Annotated in this window: 25 protein-coding genes and 2 rRNA genes; 26 read left to right on the forward strand and 1 reads right to left on the reverse strand. The window is 65.6% G+C overall.

Annotated elements, in window-relative coordinates; all coding sequences use genetic code 11:
• Window positions 1–89: ribosomal RNA gene (locus ACIBAE_RS02915) — 23S ribosomal RNA — on the forward strand; the annotation flags it as partial.
• Between the two features lie 80 nt (window positions 90–169).
• A 5S ribosomal RNA gene (rrf, locus tag ACIBAE_RS02920) occupies window positions 170–286 on the forward strand.
• Between the two features lie 110 nt (window positions 287–396).
• Here rrf and ACIBAE_RS02925 read toward each other — a convergent pair.
• The gene (locus tag ACIBAE_RS02925; RefSeq protein WP_399282007.1) at window positions 397–984 is read right to left on the reverse strand and encodes a Uma2 family endonuclease; all 588 of its coding nucleotides are present in this window, start codon (window positions 982–984) and stop codon (window positions 397–399) included.
• Window positions 985–1,740: 756 nt separating this feature from the next.
• Here ACIBAE_RS02925 and rpsJ point away from each other — a divergent pair.
• The 24 genes from rpsJ to map all read left to right on the forward strand — a co-directional run bounded on the left by rpsJ (window position 1,741) and on the right by map (window position 14,668).
• Window positions 1,741–2,049, forward strand: a complete 309-nt coding sequence (gene rpsJ, locus ACIBAE_RS02930) for a 30S ribosomal protein S10 (RefSeq protein WP_003948644.1) — start codon at window positions 1,741–1,743, stop codon at window positions 2,047–2,049.
• 14 nt (window positions 2,050–2,063) lie between these two features.
• On the forward strand, window positions 2,064–2,708 hold the full coding sequence (gene rplC, locus ACIBAE_RS02935; RefSeq protein WP_399282008.1) for a 50S ribosomal protein L3: 645 nt from the start codon (window positions 2,064–2,066) through the stop codon (window positions 2,706–2,708).
• 8 nt (window positions 2,709–2,716) lie between these two features.
• A complete protein-coding gene (gene rplD / locus ACIBAE_RS02940; protein ID WP_399282009.1) occupies window positions 2,717–3,376 on the forward strand; it encodes a 50S ribosomal protein L4 in 660 nt (219 codons plus the stop codon).
• Entirely contained in the window at window positions 3,376–3,693 is a 318-nt protein-coding gene (rplW, locus tag ACIBAE_RS02945) for a 50S ribosomal protein L23 (protein WP_399282011.1), read from the forward strand. The genes rplD and rplW overlap by 1 nt, the downstream gene beginning before the upstream one ends.
• A gap of 50 nt (window positions 3,694–3,743) precedes the next feature.
• Window positions 3,744–4,580 carry a 50S ribosomal protein L2 gene (gene rplB, locus ACIBAE_RS02950; RefSeq protein ID WP_114659660.1) on the forward strand — a complete coding sequence of 279 codons (837 nt, stop codon included), beginning with the start codon at window positions 3,744–3,746 and terminating at the stop codon, window positions 4,578–4,580.
• 12 nt (window positions 4,581–4,592) lie between these two features.
• Window positions 4,593–4,874, forward strand: coding sequence for a 30S ribosomal protein S19 (gene rpsS / locus ACIBAE_RS02955; protein WP_030351437.1), 282 nt, complete (start codon window positions 4,593–4,595; stop codon window positions 4,872–4,874).
• Window positions 4,875–4,914: 40 nt separating this feature from the next.
• Complete coding sequence (gene rplV, locus ACIBAE_RS02960) at window positions 4,915–5,262, forward strand: 50S ribosomal protein L22 (RefSeq protein WP_200300733.1); 348 nt, start codon at window positions 4,915–4,917, stop codon at window positions 5,260–5,262.
• Window positions 5,262–6,107: a 30S ribosomal protein S3 gene (rpsC, locus tag ACIBAE_RS02965; RefSeq protein WP_399282012.1), complete on the forward strand. Its 846-nt coding sequence runs from the start codon at window positions 5,262–5,264 to the stop codon at window positions 6,105–6,107. The genes rplV and rpsC overlap by 1 nt, the downstream gene beginning before the upstream one ends.
• Window positions 6,108–6,112: 5 nt before the next feature.
• Entirely contained in the window at window positions 6,113–6,532 is a 420-nt protein-coding gene (gene rplP, locus ACIBAE_RS02970; protein ID WP_014154587.1) for a 50S ribosomal protein L16, read from the forward strand.
• Window positions 6,532–6,756, forward strand: coding sequence for a 50S ribosomal protein L29 (rpmC, locus tag ACIBAE_RS02975; RefSeq protein ID WP_399282013.1), 225 nt, complete (start codon window positions 6,532–6,534; stop codon window positions 6,754–6,756). The genes rplP and rpmC overlap by 1 nt, the downstream gene beginning before the upstream one ends.
• Window positions 6,756–7,040: a 30S ribosomal protein S17 gene (rpsQ, locus tag ACIBAE_RS02980; RefSeq protein ID WP_399282014.1), complete on the forward strand. Its 285-nt coding sequence runs from the start codon at window positions 6,756–6,758 to the stop codon at window positions 7,038–7,040. The genes rpmC and rpsQ overlap by 1 nt, the downstream gene beginning before the upstream one ends.
• Before the next feature lie 116 nt (window positions 7,041–7,156).
• Complete coding sequence (rplN, locus tag ACIBAE_RS02985) at window positions 7,157–7,525, forward strand: 50S ribosomal protein L14 (protein ID WP_003974257.1); 369 nt, start codon at window positions 7,157–7,159, stop codon at window positions 7,523–7,525.
• A gap of 2 nt (window positions 7,526–7,527) precedes the next feature.
• Window positions 7,528–7,851 (forward strand): 50S ribosomal protein L24, encoded by a 324-nt coding sequence (gene rplX, locus ACIBAE_RS02990; protein ID WP_399282015.1) that lies wholly within the window; start codon window positions 7,528–7,530, stop codon window positions 7,849–7,851.
• Entirely contained in the window at window positions 7,851–8,408 is a 558-nt protein-coding gene (gene rplE / locus ACIBAE_RS02995; protein ID WP_399282016.1) for a 50S ribosomal protein L5, read from the forward strand. The genes rplX and rplE overlap by 1 nt, the downstream gene beginning before the upstream one ends.
• A 2-nt stretch (window positions 8,409–8,410) precedes the next feature.
• Window positions 8,411–8,596, forward strand: a complete 186-nt coding sequence (locus ACIBAE_RS03000; protein ID WP_003948630.1) for a type Z 30S ribosomal protein S14 — start codon at window positions 8,411–8,413, stop codon at window positions 8,594–8,596.
• 239 nt (window positions 8,597–8,835) lie between these two features.
• Window positions 8,836–9,234, forward strand: coding sequence for a 30S ribosomal protein S8 (gene rpsH, locus ACIBAE_RS03005; protein ID WP_319680019.1), 399 nt, complete (start codon window positions 8,836–8,838; stop codon window positions 9,232–9,234).
• Between the two features lie 21 nt (window positions 9,235–9,255).
• A complete protein-coding gene (rplF, locus tag ACIBAE_RS03010; protein ID WP_399282017.1) occupies window positions 9,256–9,795 on the forward strand; it encodes a 50S ribosomal protein L6 in 540 nt (179 codons plus the stop codon).
• A 2-nt stretch (window positions 9,796–9,797) separates the two neighbouring features.
• A complete protein-coding gene (rplR, locus tag ACIBAE_RS03015) occupies window positions 9,798–10,181 on the forward strand; it encodes a 50S ribosomal protein L18 (protein ID WP_399282018.1) in 384 nt (127 codons plus the stop codon).
• A gap of 46 nt (window positions 10,182–10,227) precedes the next feature.
• Entirely contained in the window at window positions 10,228–10,833 is a 606-nt protein-coding gene (rpsE, locus tag ACIBAE_RS03020; protein ID WP_399282019.1) for a 30S ribosomal protein S5, read from the forward strand.
• Entirely contained in the window at window positions 10,833–11,015 is a 183-nt protein-coding gene (gene rpmD / locus ACIBAE_RS03025; protein ID WP_093594204.1) for a 50S ribosomal protein L30, read from the forward strand. Before rpsE ends, rpmD begins: the two co-directional genes overlap by 1 nt.
• 1 nt (window position 11,016) lies before the next feature.
• The gene (rplO, locus tag ACIBAE_RS03030; RefSeq protein ID WP_399282020.1) at window positions 11,017–11,472 is read left to right on the forward strand and encodes a 50S ribosomal protein L15; all 456 of its coding nucleotides are present in this window, start codon (window positions 11,017–11,019) and stop codon (window positions 11,470–11,472) included.
• 274 nt (window positions 11,473–11,746) lie between these two features.
• On the forward strand, window positions 11,747–13,066 hold the full coding sequence (secY, locus tag ACIBAE_RS03035) for a preprotein translocase subunit SecY (protein ID WP_399282021.1): 1,320 nt from the start codon (window positions 11,747–11,749) through the stop codon (window positions 13,064–13,066).
• Window positions 13,066–13,713, forward strand: coding sequence for an adenylate kinase (locus ACIBAE_RS03040; protein WP_399282023.1), 648 nt, complete (start codon window positions 13,066–13,068; stop codon window positions 13,711–13,713). The genes secY and ACIBAE_RS03040 overlap by 1 nt, the downstream gene beginning before the upstream one ends.
• A 118-nt stretch (window positions 13,714–13,831) precedes the next feature.
• Window positions 13,832–14,668: a type I methionyl aminopeptidase gene (gene map, locus ACIBAE_RS03045; RefSeq protein WP_399282024.1), complete on the forward strand. Its 837-nt coding sequence runs from the start codon at window positions 13,832–13,834 to the stop codon at window positions 14,666–14,668.
• Window positions 14,669–14,890 lie beyond the last annotated feature (222 nt).

The raw sequence follows: 14,890 nt of genomic DNA on the forward strand, positions 1-14,890 counted from the left end.
CCCAGTAGACGACTGGGTTGATAGGCCAGATGTGGAAGACCGGTAACGGTTGAAGCTGACTGGTACTAATAGGCCGAGGGCTTGTCCTCAGTTGCTCGCGTCCACTGTGTTAGTTCTGAAGTAACGAACAGTCGTGTTGTTGTCCGTCTGTTGGATATCTTCATAGTGTTTCGGTGGTTATAGCGTGAGGGAAACGCCCGGTTACATTCCGAACCCGGAAGCTAAGCCTCATAGCGCCGATGGTACTGCAGGGGGGACCCTGTGGGAGAGTAGGACGCCGCCGAACAATTATTGTGGGAAGGCCCCGCACCTTATGGTGCGGGGCCTTTTCGCGTTCACGCCCATTTCGCGTCCACGCACATTGCCGCCGGCCGCCGGGCGGGGCGGGGGTGGCGGCTACGCGTAGCGCGGCAGCTGCCCGGTGGGGATGGTCCACTCGCCGATGGTGATCTCCTCGCCGTACACGAAGTCTTTGCGGGTCGCGTAGCGGGGACCGGTCGGGGTCGGGTGGATGTCGGAGAGGACAGCGCCGGTGCCGGTGCGCGGATCGAAGATCACGTACACGGGAATCCCGAGCAGCGGGTAGTCCCGCATCTTGCTGACCCAGTCGTTGTCCGGGTTGGATCGGGACACCACTTCGATCGCGGCGAGGAGCGTACGGGCGTCGAAGGGCCCTTCGACCTCCATGTCGGACTCGGCGATCACCATGATGTCCGGATGACGCATCACGCCTTCGTGGGCGTCCTCCACGTCCGGCGTGCCGGTGTGGGCCAGCAGTCCCTCCGGCATGACCTTCTCCAGCCGCCGGCTGACGCGGGCCGCGGTCAGCTCATGAGGACCCCCCGGTGACATCATGTCGTGAACGATCCCTTCCTTCGTGATCTCCAGCTTTCCGGGGACGCTTTCCTGCATCCGCTCGACTATGTCGCGCATCACCTGGTACTGGAGGAGATCACGCCGGGCATGGTCCGGGGCGATCGTCATAGCTTTCGCTCCTCTCTCTGTCGGCGACCTGGGGTCCGGCCGAAGCGCCTCACGTTCATGCTAACGACGAGGGCTGTGGGCGGCGGCCGTCCTTGAGGCCTCTCCGCAGGACACTCTGTGGGCGTGCTCGCTCCGGGCGCCCAGGCGCCCGGCCCACCGGAGCCCAGGTCCCCGGGCTCCGGCTTTCGAGGATCCGGGGGCCACGGGTCAGGGTTTCAGGTCGAGTTCCGCCCAGACCGTTTTGCAAGGAACCGGGCCGTGGCCGGCCGATCGGGCCGGAGGCGCTGCCCGTCTCTCCCGGCGACCGGTTCGGGCTGGCGTAGTCCTCGCCGACGCTCCGCGTCGCGCCTCAGGGTTCAGTTCGAGTGACGTGGGGTACGCTTTTCGGCCCGATTGGCCAGGGCCGTAGGGCCTATGGCACACTGTTCAGGTTGCTCGGTTGAGTGCCAATGCTGCACGCCTCCCGCCGGGAGGACCGGAAGCGAGTCCCACAGTACTCGTCGCATCAACTGCCTTACGGGGCAGCGCTGGTGCGGACGTACGGGAATCTTCCGGGAAGTGTCAGTGGGGCCCTTGCCAGGCACCCGGTGGGTGTTCCGCCCCCGGCTCACGGCATTTGGGCCGTATCCCTCGCAGGGAAGCTCCTTCCGGAGATTTTCGCAGAGCGGGTGCGACACGCCCGACCGCGTGGGTCGGAGCAGGACGCGAACCTGCCGGGTCCCAGAGCGTTACGAGAGACAGGACTACTAGGTAGCCATGGCGGGACAGAAGATCCGCATCCGGCTCAAGGCCTACGACCACGAGGTCATCGATTCCTCGGCGAAGAAGATCGTCGAGACGGTGACGCGTACTGGTGCGTCGGTCGCGGGCCCGGTGCCGCTGCCCACTGAGAAGAACGTGTACTGCGTCATCAAGTCTCCGCACAAGTACAAGGACTCGCGCGAGCACTTCGAGATGCGCACGCACAAGCGCCTGATCGACATCCTCGACCCGACGCCCAAGACCGTTGACTCGCTGATGCGCCTGGACCTTCCGGCCGGCGTTGACATCGAGATCAAGCTCTGAGAGGCGCGGAGAAGATGGCAAAGCAGATCAAGGGCGTCCTGGGCGAGAAGCTCGGCATGACCCAGGTCTGGGACGAGAACAACCGTGTCGTCCCGGTGACCGTCGTCAAGGCCGGGCCCTGTGTCGTTACCCAGGTCCGTAAGAATGACATCGACGGCTACGAGTCGGTCCAGATCGCCTTCGGCGAGATCGACCCTCGCAAGGTGAACAAGCCCCTCAAGGGTCACTTCGCCAAGGCCGACGTGACCCCGCGCCGCCACCTGGTGGAGCTCCGTACCTCCGACGCCAGCGAGTACTCGCTCGGCCAGGAGATCACTGCCGAGGTGTTCGAGTCCGGCGTCAAGGTTGACGTCACGGGCCAGAGCAAGGGCAAGGGCTTCGCCGGTGTCATGAAGCGTCACAACTTCAAGGGCCTCGGCGCCGGTCACGGCACCCAGCGCAAGCACCGCTCGCCCGGTTCCATCGGTGGCTGTGCCACCCCGGGGCGTGTGTTCAAGGGCATGCGCATGGCCGGCCGTATGGGCAACGAGCGGGTCACCACCCAGAACCTGACCGTTCACGCTGTTGACGCGGAGAAGGGCCTGCTCCTTATCAAGGGTGCGGTTCCTGGTCCGAACGGCGGCCTCGTCCTGGTCCGTACCGCTGCCAAGGGGGCTTGAGGTAACCGATGAGCACCATTGAGATCCTTTCGCCGGCAGGCGACAAGACCGGGACCGTCGAACTCCCCGCGGAGATCTTCGACGCCAAGATCAGCATCCCGCTGATCCACCAGGTCGTTGTCGCGCAGCTGGCCGCTGCCCGTCAGGGCACGCACAAGACCAAGACCCGCGGCGAAGTCCGTGGTGGTGGCAAGAAGCCTTACCGCCAGAAGGGCACCGGCCGCGCCCGTCAGGGTTCGACCCGCGCTCCGCAGTTCGCCGGCGGTGGCGTTGTCCACGGCCCCGTGCCGCGTGACTACTCGCAGCGGACCCCGAAGAAGATGAAGGCCGCCGCCCTGCGCGGTGCCCTCACCGACCGGGCCCGTCACTCCCGTATCCACGTCATCACCGACGTGGTCGAGGGTGCCGCCTCCACGAAGGCTGCCAAGACCCTGCTGGGCAAGATCAGTGAGCGGAAGAACCTGCTCCTGGTCGTCGAGCGGGCCGACGAGGCCGCGTGGCTGTCCGCCCGCAACCTGCCCCAGGTGCACATCCTGGCGCCGGGCCAGCTGAACACGTACGACGTGCTCGTCTCCGACGACGTGGTCTTCACCAAGGCCGCCTTCGAGTCCTTCGTGTCTGGCCCTGCCGATCGCCTGGCTGCCGACACCGAGGGGAGCGAAGCCTGATGGCCGAGATCACCAGCAAGACCTTCACGGACCCGCGTGACATTCTCGTCAAGCCCGTGGTCTCCGAGAAGAGCTACGCGCTGCTCGACGAGAACAAGTACACGTTCGTCGTGCTGCCCAGCGCCAACAAGACCCAGATCAAGCAGGCCGTGGAAGCGGTCTTCTCGGTCAAGGTCACCGGGGTGAACACGATCAACCGGCAGGGCAAGCGCAAGCGCACCGCCTCCGGTTTCGGCAAGCGTGCCAACACCAAGCGCGCCATCGTGACCCTCGCCGAGGGCGACCGTATCGACATCTTCGGCGGCCCGGCCTCCTGACGGAGGTCGAGACGTCCAGGATCCGGAATTCTTCCGAGGACTGAGAGACAATGGGTATCCGCAAGTACAAGCCGACGACCCCGGGCCGTCGTGGCTCCAGCGTCGCCGACTTTGTCGAGATCACGCGGTCCACGCCGGAGAAGTCGCTGGTCCGCCCGCTGCACAGCAAGGGCGGCCGTAACAACGCCGGTCGTGTGACCGTTCGCCACCAGGGTGGTGGCCACAAGCGCGCCTACCGCGTGATCGACTTCCGTCGTCACGACAAGGACGGCGTGCCGGCCAAGGTCGCGCACATCGAGTACGACCCCAACCGCACCGCGCGCATCGCGCTGCTGCACTACGCAGACGGCGAGAAGCGCTACATCATCGCGCCGGCGAAGCTCAGCCAGGGCGACCGGGTTGAGAACGGCCCTGGCGCCGACATCAAGCCCGGCAACAACCTGCCGCTGCGCAACATCCCGGTCGGTACGACCATCCACGCCATCGAGATGCGTCCCGGCGGCGGAGCGAAGATTTCCCGTTCGGCGGGTGCTTCGGTCCAGCTGCTGGCGAAGGAGGGCTCCATGGCCACCCTTCGTATGCCCTCCGGCGAGGTCCGGATGGTCGACGTCCGCTGCCGCGCCACGATCGGCGAGGTCGGCAACGCCGAGCAGTCGAACATCAACTGGGGCAAGGCCGGCCGTATGCGCTGGAAGGGCGTTCGCCCGACCGTCCGCGGTGTCGCGATGAACCCGGTCGACCACCCGCACGGTGGTGGTGAGGGCAAGACCTCCGGTGGTCGCCACCCGGTCAGCCCGTGGGGTCAGAAGGAGGGTCGTACTCGCTCGCCGAAGAAGGCAAGCAGCAAGTACATCGTCCGCCGCCGCAAGACGAACAAGAAGCGCTAGGAGCGGGTTTAGATGCCGCGCAGTCTCAAGAAGGGGCCCTTCGTCGACGACCACCTCATCAAGAAGGTGGACGTACAGAACGAAGCAGGCACCAAGAACGTCATCAAGACCTGGTCCCGTCGCTCGATGATCGTCCCGGCCATGCTGGGCCACACGATCGCGGTGCACAACGGCAAGATCCACGTCCCGGTGTTCGTCACCGAGTCGATGGTCGGCCACAAGCTCGGCGAGTTCTCGCCGACTCGCACCTTCCGCGGCCACGTCAAGGACGACCGGAAGTCGAAGCGCCGCTAACGCGGGGTGACTGACTATGACTCACACCGAAGGGACAACCATGGAAGCCAGGGCCCAGGCGCGGTACATCCGCGTCACGCCCATGAAGGCCCGCCGCGTGGTGGACCTCATCCGTGGCATGGATGCCACGGAGGCTCAGGCGGTCCTGCGCTTCGCCCCGCAGGCCGCCAGCGTGCCGGTCGGCAAGGTGCTGGACAGCGCCATTGCCAACGCCGCGCACAACTACGAGCACACTGACGCCTCTTCGCTGGTCATCAGCGAGGCGTATGTGGATGAAGGCCCGACCCTGAAGCGGTTCCGACCGCGTGCCCAGGGCCGTGCCTACCGGATCCGCAAGCGGACCAGCCACATCACCGTGGTCGTCAGCAGCAAGGAAGGAACCCGGTAATGGGCCAGAAGGTTAACCCGCATGGGTTCCGGCTCGGTATCACCACGGACTTCAAGTCCCGTTGGTACGCCGACAAGCTGTACAAGGACTACGTCAAGGAAGACGTTGCCATTCGTCGCATGATGACGAAGGGCATGGAGCGGGCCGGCATCTCGAAGGTTGAGATCGAGCGCACCCGTGACCGCGTCCGCGTTGACATCCACACCGCGCGTCCGGGCATCGTCATCGGCCGCCGCGGCGCCGAGGCCGACCGCATCCGCGGCGAGCTGGAGAAGCTGACCGGCAAGCAGGTCCAGCTGAACATCCTCGAGGTCAAGAACCCCGAGGTGGACGCTCAGCTGGTGGCCCAGGCCGTCGCCGAGCAGCTCTCCTCGCGTGTCTCCTTCCGTCGCGCCATGCGTAAGAGCATGCAGTCGACGATGAAGGCCGGCGCCAAGGGCATCAAGATCCAGTGCGGTGGCCGTCTCGGCGGCGCCGAGATGTCCCGCTCGGAGTTCTACCGCGAGGGCCGTGTGCCCCTGCACACGCTCCGCGCGAACGTGGACTACGGCTTCTTCGAGGCCAAGACGACCTTCGGCCGTATCGGCGTGAAGGTCTGGATCTACAAGGGCGACGTCAAGAACATCGCCGAGGTACGCGCCGAGAACGCTGCGGCCCGCGCCGGTAACCGTCCGGCCCGTGGTGGCGGCAACGACCGTCCCGCCGGCCGTGGTGCCCGCGGTGGCGAGCGTGGCGGACGTGGCCGCAAGCCGCAGCAGTCCGGTGCCGAGGCCCCCAAGGCCGAGGCCACCGCCGCTCCGGCCGCTGAGGCTCCGTCCTCTTCTACCGGTGGAACGGAGGCCTGACCGAAATGCTGATCCCCCGTAGGGTCAAGCACCGCAAGCAGCACCACCCGAAGCGCAGCGGTATGTCCAAGGGTGGCACGCAGGTTGCGTTCGGCGAGTACGGCATTCAGGCCCTGTCGCCGGCGTACGTGACGAACCGGCAGATCGAGGCCGCTCGTATCGCGATGACCCGTCACATCAAGCGTGGCGGCAAGGTCTGGATCAACATTTACCCGGACCGTCCGCTCACCAAGAAGCCTGCTGAGACCCGCATGGGTTCCGGTAAGGGTTCCCCCGAGTGGTGGATCGCGAACGTCAAGCCCGGTCGGGTGATGTTCGAGCTGTCCTACCCGAACGAGAAGATCGCTCGTGAGGCGCTTACCCGCGCTGCTCACAAGCTTCCGATGAAGTGCCGGATTGTTCGGCGCGAGGCAGGTGAGTCGTGATGGCGGCCGTTACCAAGGCGTCCGAGCTGCGTGAACTGGGCAGCGAGGAGCTTGTTGGCAAGCTTCGCGAGGCCAAGGAAGAGCTGTTCAATCTCCGCTTCCAGGCGGCGACCGGTCAGCTCGAGAACCACGGTCGGCTCAAGGCCGTCCGTAAGGACATCGCGCGGATCTACACCCTGATGCGTGAGCGCGAGCTGGGCATCGAGACGGTGGAGAGCGCCTGATGAGCGAGAGCAACGTGACCGAGACCAACACCGACCGCGGATTCCGCAAGACCCGCGAGGGTCTGGTCGTCAGCGACAAGATGGACAAGACCGTCGTCGTCGCTGTCGAGGACCGCGTGAAGCACGCGCTGTACGGCAAGGTCATCCGCCGTACGAACAAGCTCAAGGCGCACGACGAGCAGAACGCCGCCGGCATCGGCGACCGCGTCCTCCTGATGGAGACCCGGCCGCTGTCCGCCACCAAGCGCTGGCGCATCGTCGAGATCCTCGAGAAGGCCAAGTAATAACCCTGGGGGGGTGCCACCAGGGCACTCCCTCGGCATAGTTCCGCCAGGCTCGGCGGGGAGCGCACATCACGTGCGCTCCCCGCCGGGAACCGGCAGACGATCAGGAGATAGACGTGATCCAGCAGGAGTCGCGACTGCGTGTCGCCGACAACACGGGTGCGAAGGAAATTCTCACCATCCGTGTTCTCGGTGGCTCGGGTCGTCGCTACGCGGGCATCGGTGACGTCATCGTCGCCACCGTCAAGGACGCAATCCCCGGTGGCAACGTGAAGAAGGGTGACGTCGTCAAGGCGGTCATCGTTCGCACCGTGAAGGAACGCCGCCGTCCCGACGGCTCGTACATCCGCTTCGACGAGAACGCCGCCGTCATTCTGAAGAACGACGGCGACCCTCGTGGCACCCGTATCTTCGGCCCGGTGGGCCGTGAGCTGCGCGAGAAGAAGTTCATGAAGATCATCTCGCTCGCGCCGGAGGTGCTGTAAGCATGAAGATCAAGAAGGGTGACCTGGTTCAGGTCATCACGGGCAAGGACAAGGGCAAGCAGGGCAAGGTCATTGTCGCCTTCCCCACGCAGGACCGTGTTCTGGTCGAGGGCGTCAACCGGGTCAAGAAGCACACGAAGGCCGGTCAGACGGCTCGTGGTTCGCAGACCGGCGGCATTGTGACCACCGAGGCCCCCATCCACATCAGCAACGTTCAGCTGGTCGTGGAGAAGGACGGCAAGAAGGTCGTCACCCGCGTCGGCTACCGCTTTGACGACGAGGGCAACAAGATCCGCGTTGCCAAGCGGACCGGTGAGGACATCTGATGACGACCACCACTGCGCCGCGTCTGAAGCTGCGCTACCGCGAGGAGATCGCCGGCAAGCTGCGTGAGGAGTTCTCCTACGAGAACGTCATGCAGACCCCCGGTCTCGTCAAGATCGTGGTCAACATGGGTGTGGGCGACGCCGCCCGCGACTCCAAGCTGATCGAGGGTGCCATCAAGGACCTCACCACGATCACCGGCCAGAAGCCGGCCGTCACCAAGGCCCGGAAGTCCATCGCGCAGTTCAAGCTGCGTGAGGGTCAGCCGATCGGCTGCCACGTCACCCTCCGTGGTGACCGCATGTGGGAGTTCCTGGACCGTACGCTGTCGCTCGCGCTGCCGCGTATCCGTGACTTCCGCGGCCTGTCTCCCAAGCAGTTCGACGGCCGTGGCAACTACACCTTCGGTCTCACGGAGCAGGTCATGTTCCACGAGATCGACCAGGACAAGATCGACCGGGTCCGGGGCATGGACATCACCGTGGTCACCACGGCGACCAACGACGACGAGGGTCGTGCCCTCCTTCGTCACCTCGGCTTCCCGTTCAAGGAGAACTGACCGTGGCGAAGAAGGCTCTGATCGCTAAGGCCGCCCGCAAGCCGAAGTTCGGCGTGCGCGGTTACACCCGCTGCCAGCGCTGCGGGCGCCCCCACTCCGTCTACCGCAAGTTCGGCCTGTGCCGCGTGTGCCTTCGTGAGATGGCCCACCGTGGCGAGCTGCCGGGCGTGACCAAGAGCTCCTGGTAATCCCCTTCCTGGGGTTTATCCGAAGCTCTCGGTAAGCAACTGGTTGGCGGGAGCCCTCCCTCATATGCCGTAGGCTTGTGGGGTTGGGCGCCCGCTTACCCGGACCGCCCGCGGGCTGCACAGCCCGCTGACAACGCTTACTACGCCGTAGGTCCCCGCACCGCACCCGTCCCGACTCTGATCGGGGAGAGGGATGGCGCATACAGGAAACCCCGGCGAGAGAGGCCGAAGGCCAATACATGACCATGACTGATCCCATCGCAGACATGCTCACGCGTCTGCGTAACGCGAACTCGGCGTACCACGACGACGTCGTGATGCCGCACAGCAAGATCAAGTCGCACATCGCGGAGATCCTCCAGCAGGAGGGCTTCATCACCGGCTGGAAGGTCGAGGACGCCGAAGTCGGCAAGAACCTCGTCCTGGAGCTGAAGTTCGGCCCGAACCGAGAGCGTTCGATCGCCGGCATCAAGCGCATTTCCAAGCCGGGTCTGCGCGTTTACGCGAAGTCCACCAATCTGCCCAAGGTGCTCGGTGGCCTGGGCGTGGCGATCATCTCCACGTCCCACGGTCTCCTGACGGGCCAGCAGGCAGGCAAGAAGGGCGTAGGTGGGGAAGTCCTCGCCTACGTCTGGTAGTCGGGAACGGAGGAAAAGCTCATGTCGCGAATCGGCAAGCTCCCCATCCAGGTTCCCGCCGGTGTGGACGTCACCATCGATGGCCGCACGGTTTCTGTGAAGGGTCCCAAGGGCACCCTCTCGCACACCGTTGCCGCGCCGATCGAGGTCACCAAGGGCGAGGACGGCATCCTTCAGGTGCTGCGCCCCAACGACGAGCGTCAGAACAAGGCCCTGCACGGCCTGTCCCGCACGCTGGTGGCGAACATGATCACCGGCGTGACCCAGGGATACATCAAGGCGCTCGAGATCAGCGGTGTCGGTTACCGAGTTCAGGCGAAGGGCTCCAACCTGGAGTTCGCCCTGGGCTATAGCCACCCGATCCTCATCGAGGCCCCCGAGGGCATCACCTTCAAGGTGGAGACGCCCACGAAGTTCTCCGTCGAGGGCATCGACAAGCAGAGGGTCGGCGAGGTCGCCGCCAAGATCCGTAAGCTGCGGAAGCCCGACCCGTACAAGGCCAAGGGCGTCAAGTACGCGGGCGAGGTCATCCGCCGCAAGGTCGGAAAGGCCGGTAAGTAGCCATGGCATTCGGTGTCAAGATCGCCAAGGGCAAGGCCTACAAGGCCGCTGCCATCAAGCGTCGCCACATTCGCGTGCGCAAGAGGGTTTCGGGCACGCAGGAGCGCCCGCGCCTCGTCGTGACGCGTTCCAACCGCCACATGGTGGCTCAGGTCATCGACGACATCGCGGGCCACACGCTCGCGTCGGCGTCGACCCTGGACGCGTCGATCCGTGGTGTGGACGGTGACAAGAGCGCCCTGGCCAAGCAGGTCGGTTCGCTCGTCGCCGAGCGCGCCAAGGCCGCGGGTGTCGAGGCCGTCGTGTTCGACCGTGGTGGCAACCAGTACGCCGGGCGGATTGCCGCTCTGGCTGACGCCGCCCGTGAGGCCGGGCTGAAGTTCTGAGCCCTGGTTCCGGAACTAGCGGACGTAACAGAGAGAGGTAGATCCAATGGCTGGACCCCAGCGCCGCGGAAGCGGTGCCGGTGGCGGCGAGCGGCGGGACCGGAAGGGTCGCGACGGCGGTGCGTCTGCTGCCGAGAAGACCGCATACGTTGAGCGCGTTGTCGCGATCAACCGTGTCGCCAAGGTTGTGAAGGGTGGTCGTCGCTTCAGCTTCACCGCGCTCGTCGTGGTAGGCGATGGTGACGGCACCGTGGGTGTCGGTTACGGCAAGGCCAAGGAGGTGCCGGCCGCGATCGCCAAGGGTGTTGAGGAAGCGAAGAAGAACTTCTTCAAGGTCCCGCGCATCCAGGGCACCATCCCTCACCCGATCCAGGGTGAGAAGGCCGCGGGCGTCGTCCTGCTCAAGCCGGCTTCCCCCGGTACCGGCGTTATCGCCGGTGGCCCGGTGCGTGCCGTGCTGGAGTGCGCGGGCGTCCACGACATCCTGTCGAAGTCGCTCGGCTCCGACAACGCGATCAACATCGTGCACGCGACCGTGGCGGCCCTTCAGGGCCTGCAGCGTCCCGAGGAGATCGCGGCTCGCCGTGGTCTGCCCCTCGAGGACGTCGCCCCCGCGGCTCTGCTGCGGGCGCGTGCGGGAGCGGGTGCGTAATGGCCCGTCTCAAGATCACGCAGACGAAGTCGTACATCGGCAGCAAGCAAAACCACCGCGACACCCTGCGTTCGCTCGGGCTCAAGCGCCTGCACGACGTGGTTGTCAAGGATGACCGCCCCGAGTTCCGCGGAATGGTTCACACCGTCCGCCACCTCGTGACGGTTGAGGAGGTCGACTGACATGGCGGAGCAGAAGCCGCTGAAGGTCCACAACCTCCGTCCTGCCCCGGGCGCCAAGACCGCCAAGACCCGTGTGGGTCGTGGTGAGGCGTCCAAGGGTAAGACCGCTGGTCGTGGTACCAAGGGCACCAAGGCCCGTTACCAGGTTCCGGAGCGCTTCGAGGGTGGGCAGATGCCCCTCCACATGCGTCTCCCGAAGCTCAAGGGCTTCAAGAACCCGTTCCGCACCGAGTACCAGGTCGTGAACCTGGACAAGCTCTCGGCCCTCTACCCCGAGGGTGGTGTCGTCACGGTGGCCGATCTGGTCACCAAGGGCGCCGTGCGCAAGAACAGCCTCGTCAAGGTCCTGGGCCAGGGCGAGATCTCCGTAGCGGTGCAGGTTTCGGTTGACGCCGTCTCCGGCTCCGCCAAGGAGAAGATTGCCGCCGCCGGCGGCACCGTCACCGAGCTCGTCTGAGACAGCTTGATGGCCTGAACATCCGATCGGGGATGCCTCTCATATGGGGCATCCCCGATTGGTCGTTCCAAGGGGGGCACAGTGGCCGGTATGGTGGCCATCATTGTTGCTGTATTGAAGCCGGGAGTTCGCTCCCGGTCCGGGAGTTCGCTCCCGGATCCCCGCCGCGCGGAGTGTCCGCAGGGGCCCGCCGCGCGGTTCTGCTTGTCCCTTACCCGTCGATCCTCAATACCGTCACCTCTGACGCAGTAGCGCGGGGGTCGCAGGAGGCACCGTGCTCACCGCGTTCGCCCGGGCGTTCAAGACGCCCGACCTGCGCAAGAAGCTGCTCTTCACACTCGCCATCATCGTGCTGTACCGGCTCGGGGCACACATCCCCGTACCCGGTGTCAGCTACGAGAATGTCCAGACGTGTGTCGACGCGGCCCAGAAGGGCAACAACGGCCTGTTCGGTCTGGTGAACATGTTCAGCGGCGGGGCACTGCTGCAGATCACGATCTTCGCGCTCGGCATCATGCCGTACATCACCGCGAGCATCATCCTCCAGCTGCTGACCGTCGTGATCCCCAGGCTGGAGGCCCTCAAGAAGGAGGGCCAGTCCGGTCAGACCAAGATCACCCAGTACACCCGTTATCTGACGGTCGCCCTCGCCGTGCTGCAGGGCACCGGCCTGGTCGCCACCGCCCGCAGCGGCGCGCTCTTCAGCGGCTGCCCGGTCGCCTCGGAGATCGTGCCCAACCAGTCGATCTTCACCACCATCACGATGGTGATCACGATGACCGCGGGCACCGCGGCCGTCATGTGGCTCGGTGAGCTCATCACCGACCGCGGCATCGGCAACGGCATGTCCATCCTGATGTTCATCTCGATCGCCGCCGGCTTCCCCGGCGCCCTGTGGGCCATCAAGCAGAGCGGCACGCTCGCCCAGGGCTGGATCGAGTTCTTCACGGTCATCCTGATCGGCTTCGTCATGGTCGGCCTGGTCGTGTTCGTCGAGCAGGCGCAGCGCAGGATTCCGGTCCAGTACGCGAAGCGCATGATCGGCCGCAGGTCGTACGGCGGCACCTCGACGTACATCCCGCTGAAGGTCAACCAGGCGGGCGTCATCCCCGTCATCTTCGCGTCGTCGCTGCTCTACATCCCGGCGCTGGTCGCGCAGTTCTCGAACTCGAACGCGGGCTGGAAGACGTGGATCGAGGCGCACTTCGTCAAGGGCGACCACCCGTACTACATCGCGACGTACTTCCTGCTGATCGTGTTCTTCGCCTTCTTCTACGTGGCCATCTCGTTCAACCCCGAAGAAGTCGCGGACAACATGAAGAAGTATGGTGGCTTCATCCCGGGTATCCGGGCTGGTCGACCTACTGCCGAGTACCTGAGCTACGTGCTCAACAGGATCACTTGGCCGGGCTCGCTGTACCTGGGGCTGATCGCTCTTGTGCCGACGCTGGCGCTGGCCGGCTTCGGCGGCGCGAACCAGAACTTCCCGTTCGGCGGGACGAGCATCCTGATCATCGTGGGTGTGGGTCTGGAAACCGTGAAGCAGATCGAGAGCCAGCTTCAGCAGCGCAATTACGAAGGGTTCCTCCGCTGATGCGAATCGTCCTCGTCGGGCCTCCCGGTGCCGGCAAGGGAACGCAGGCTGCGTACCTTGCCAAGAACTTGGGGGTCCCGCACATCTCGACGGGTGACCTGTTCCGCGCCAACATCAGCCAGGGCACCGCCCTCGGCAAGCAGGCGAAGGAATACATGGACGCCGGGAACCTCGTTCCCGACGAGGTCACCATCGCGATGGCACGGGACCGCATGGCCCAGTCGGACGCCGTCAACGGCTTCCTGCTGGACGGCTTCCCGCGCAACGTCTCGCAGGCCGGGGCGTTGGACGAGGCGCTGGCGGCGGACGCCGTGAAGCTGGACGCGGTCCTGGATCTCGAAGTCCCCGAGGACGAGGTCGTGAAGCGGATCGCCGGCAGGCGTGTCTGCCGCAACGACAGCGCGCACGTCTTCCACGTGACGTACAGCCCGCCGCGTGCGGAAGGCGTCTGCGACGTCTGCGGTGGCGAGCTGTACCAGCGGGACGACGACTCCGAGGAGACCGTGCGGACGCGGCTGGAGGTCTACCACACGCAGACCGAGCCGATCATCGACCACTACAAGGCCCAGGGCCTGGTGGTGACGATCTCCGCGCTCGGCAAGGTCACCGAGGTGACCGAGCGTGCCATGGAGGCACTCCAGCGCTGACGGGCCCAGGCGGTCCTGAACACGTGGTACCAGTACGGCCGTGGCGTCCCGAGGACACCACGGCCGTACTGTTGAGCAGGGTGTAACCGGTCATAGCAGTCAGGTGGAAGGCACAGTCATGGTGGAGATCAAGACTCCCGAGCAGATCGCGAAGATGCGCGAGGCGGGCCTGGTCGTCGCCGCGGTGCACGCGGCCACCGCCGAGGCCGCGGTGCCGGGGGCCACCACCAGGGATCTGGACGCCGTCGCCCGCAAGGTGCTGGCCGAGCACGGCGCGAAGTCGAACTTCCTCGGGTACGGCGGGTTCCCCGCGACGATCTGCACCTCGGCCAACGAGGTCGTCGTGCACGGCATCCCCGACGACAGGACCGTCCTCAAGGACGGCGACATCATCTCCATCGACGCCGGTGCGATCGTCGACGGCTGGCACGGTGACGCGGCCTTCACCGCGTTCGTCGGCACCGGTCACGCCCCGGAGCTGATCGAGCTCTCCCGGGTGACCGAGGAGTCGATGTGGGCCGGGATCGCGGCGATGCGCGTGGGTGCGCGGCTGGTGGACGTGTCGCGGGCGATCGAGACGTACATCCGGCGCCAGCCCCGTCCCGGCGGTGGCAAGTACGGGATCATCGAGGACTACGGCGGCCACGGCATCGGCACGCAGATGCACATGGACCCGCACCTGCTGAACTACGTGGCCCGTAAGCGCGGCAAGGGCCCGAAGCTGGTTCCCGGCTTCTGCCTGGCCATCGAGCCGATGGTGTCGCTCGGTACGCCGCACACCGAGGTGCTGCAGGACGACTGGACGGTCATCACGACCGACGGCACCTGGTCCTCGCACTGGGAGCACTCGATCGCGCTCACGGAAGAGGGCCCGCTGGTCCTCACGGCCCCGGACGGCGGCAAGGCGAAGCTCGCGGAGCTGGGCGTCACGGCGGCGCCGGACCCGCTGGCCTGAGCGCGGCGGACGGACCCGGCGGTCTGATCCGGCTCGTCCGTACCCGGCCCCTGACCAGGCCGGTGTGATCATCCGGGTGGTGCGCCGCCTGGGTGGGAGCGCTTAAAAATCTCCCTCGGTGGGCAAACTCAACGGATTCGTCTTTTCGGGTGTGCTGTCGTAGACTGACGCGTCGGCTCTGGTGTACCCGTGTGTCCTCATGCGGCGACGAGAGTCGATCAA

The sequence above is a fragment of the Streptomyces sp. NPDC051569 genome, from assembly GCF_044454085.1.
Classification (GTDB): Bacteria; Actinomycetota; Actinomycetes; order Streptomycetales; family Streptomycetaceae; genus Streptomyces.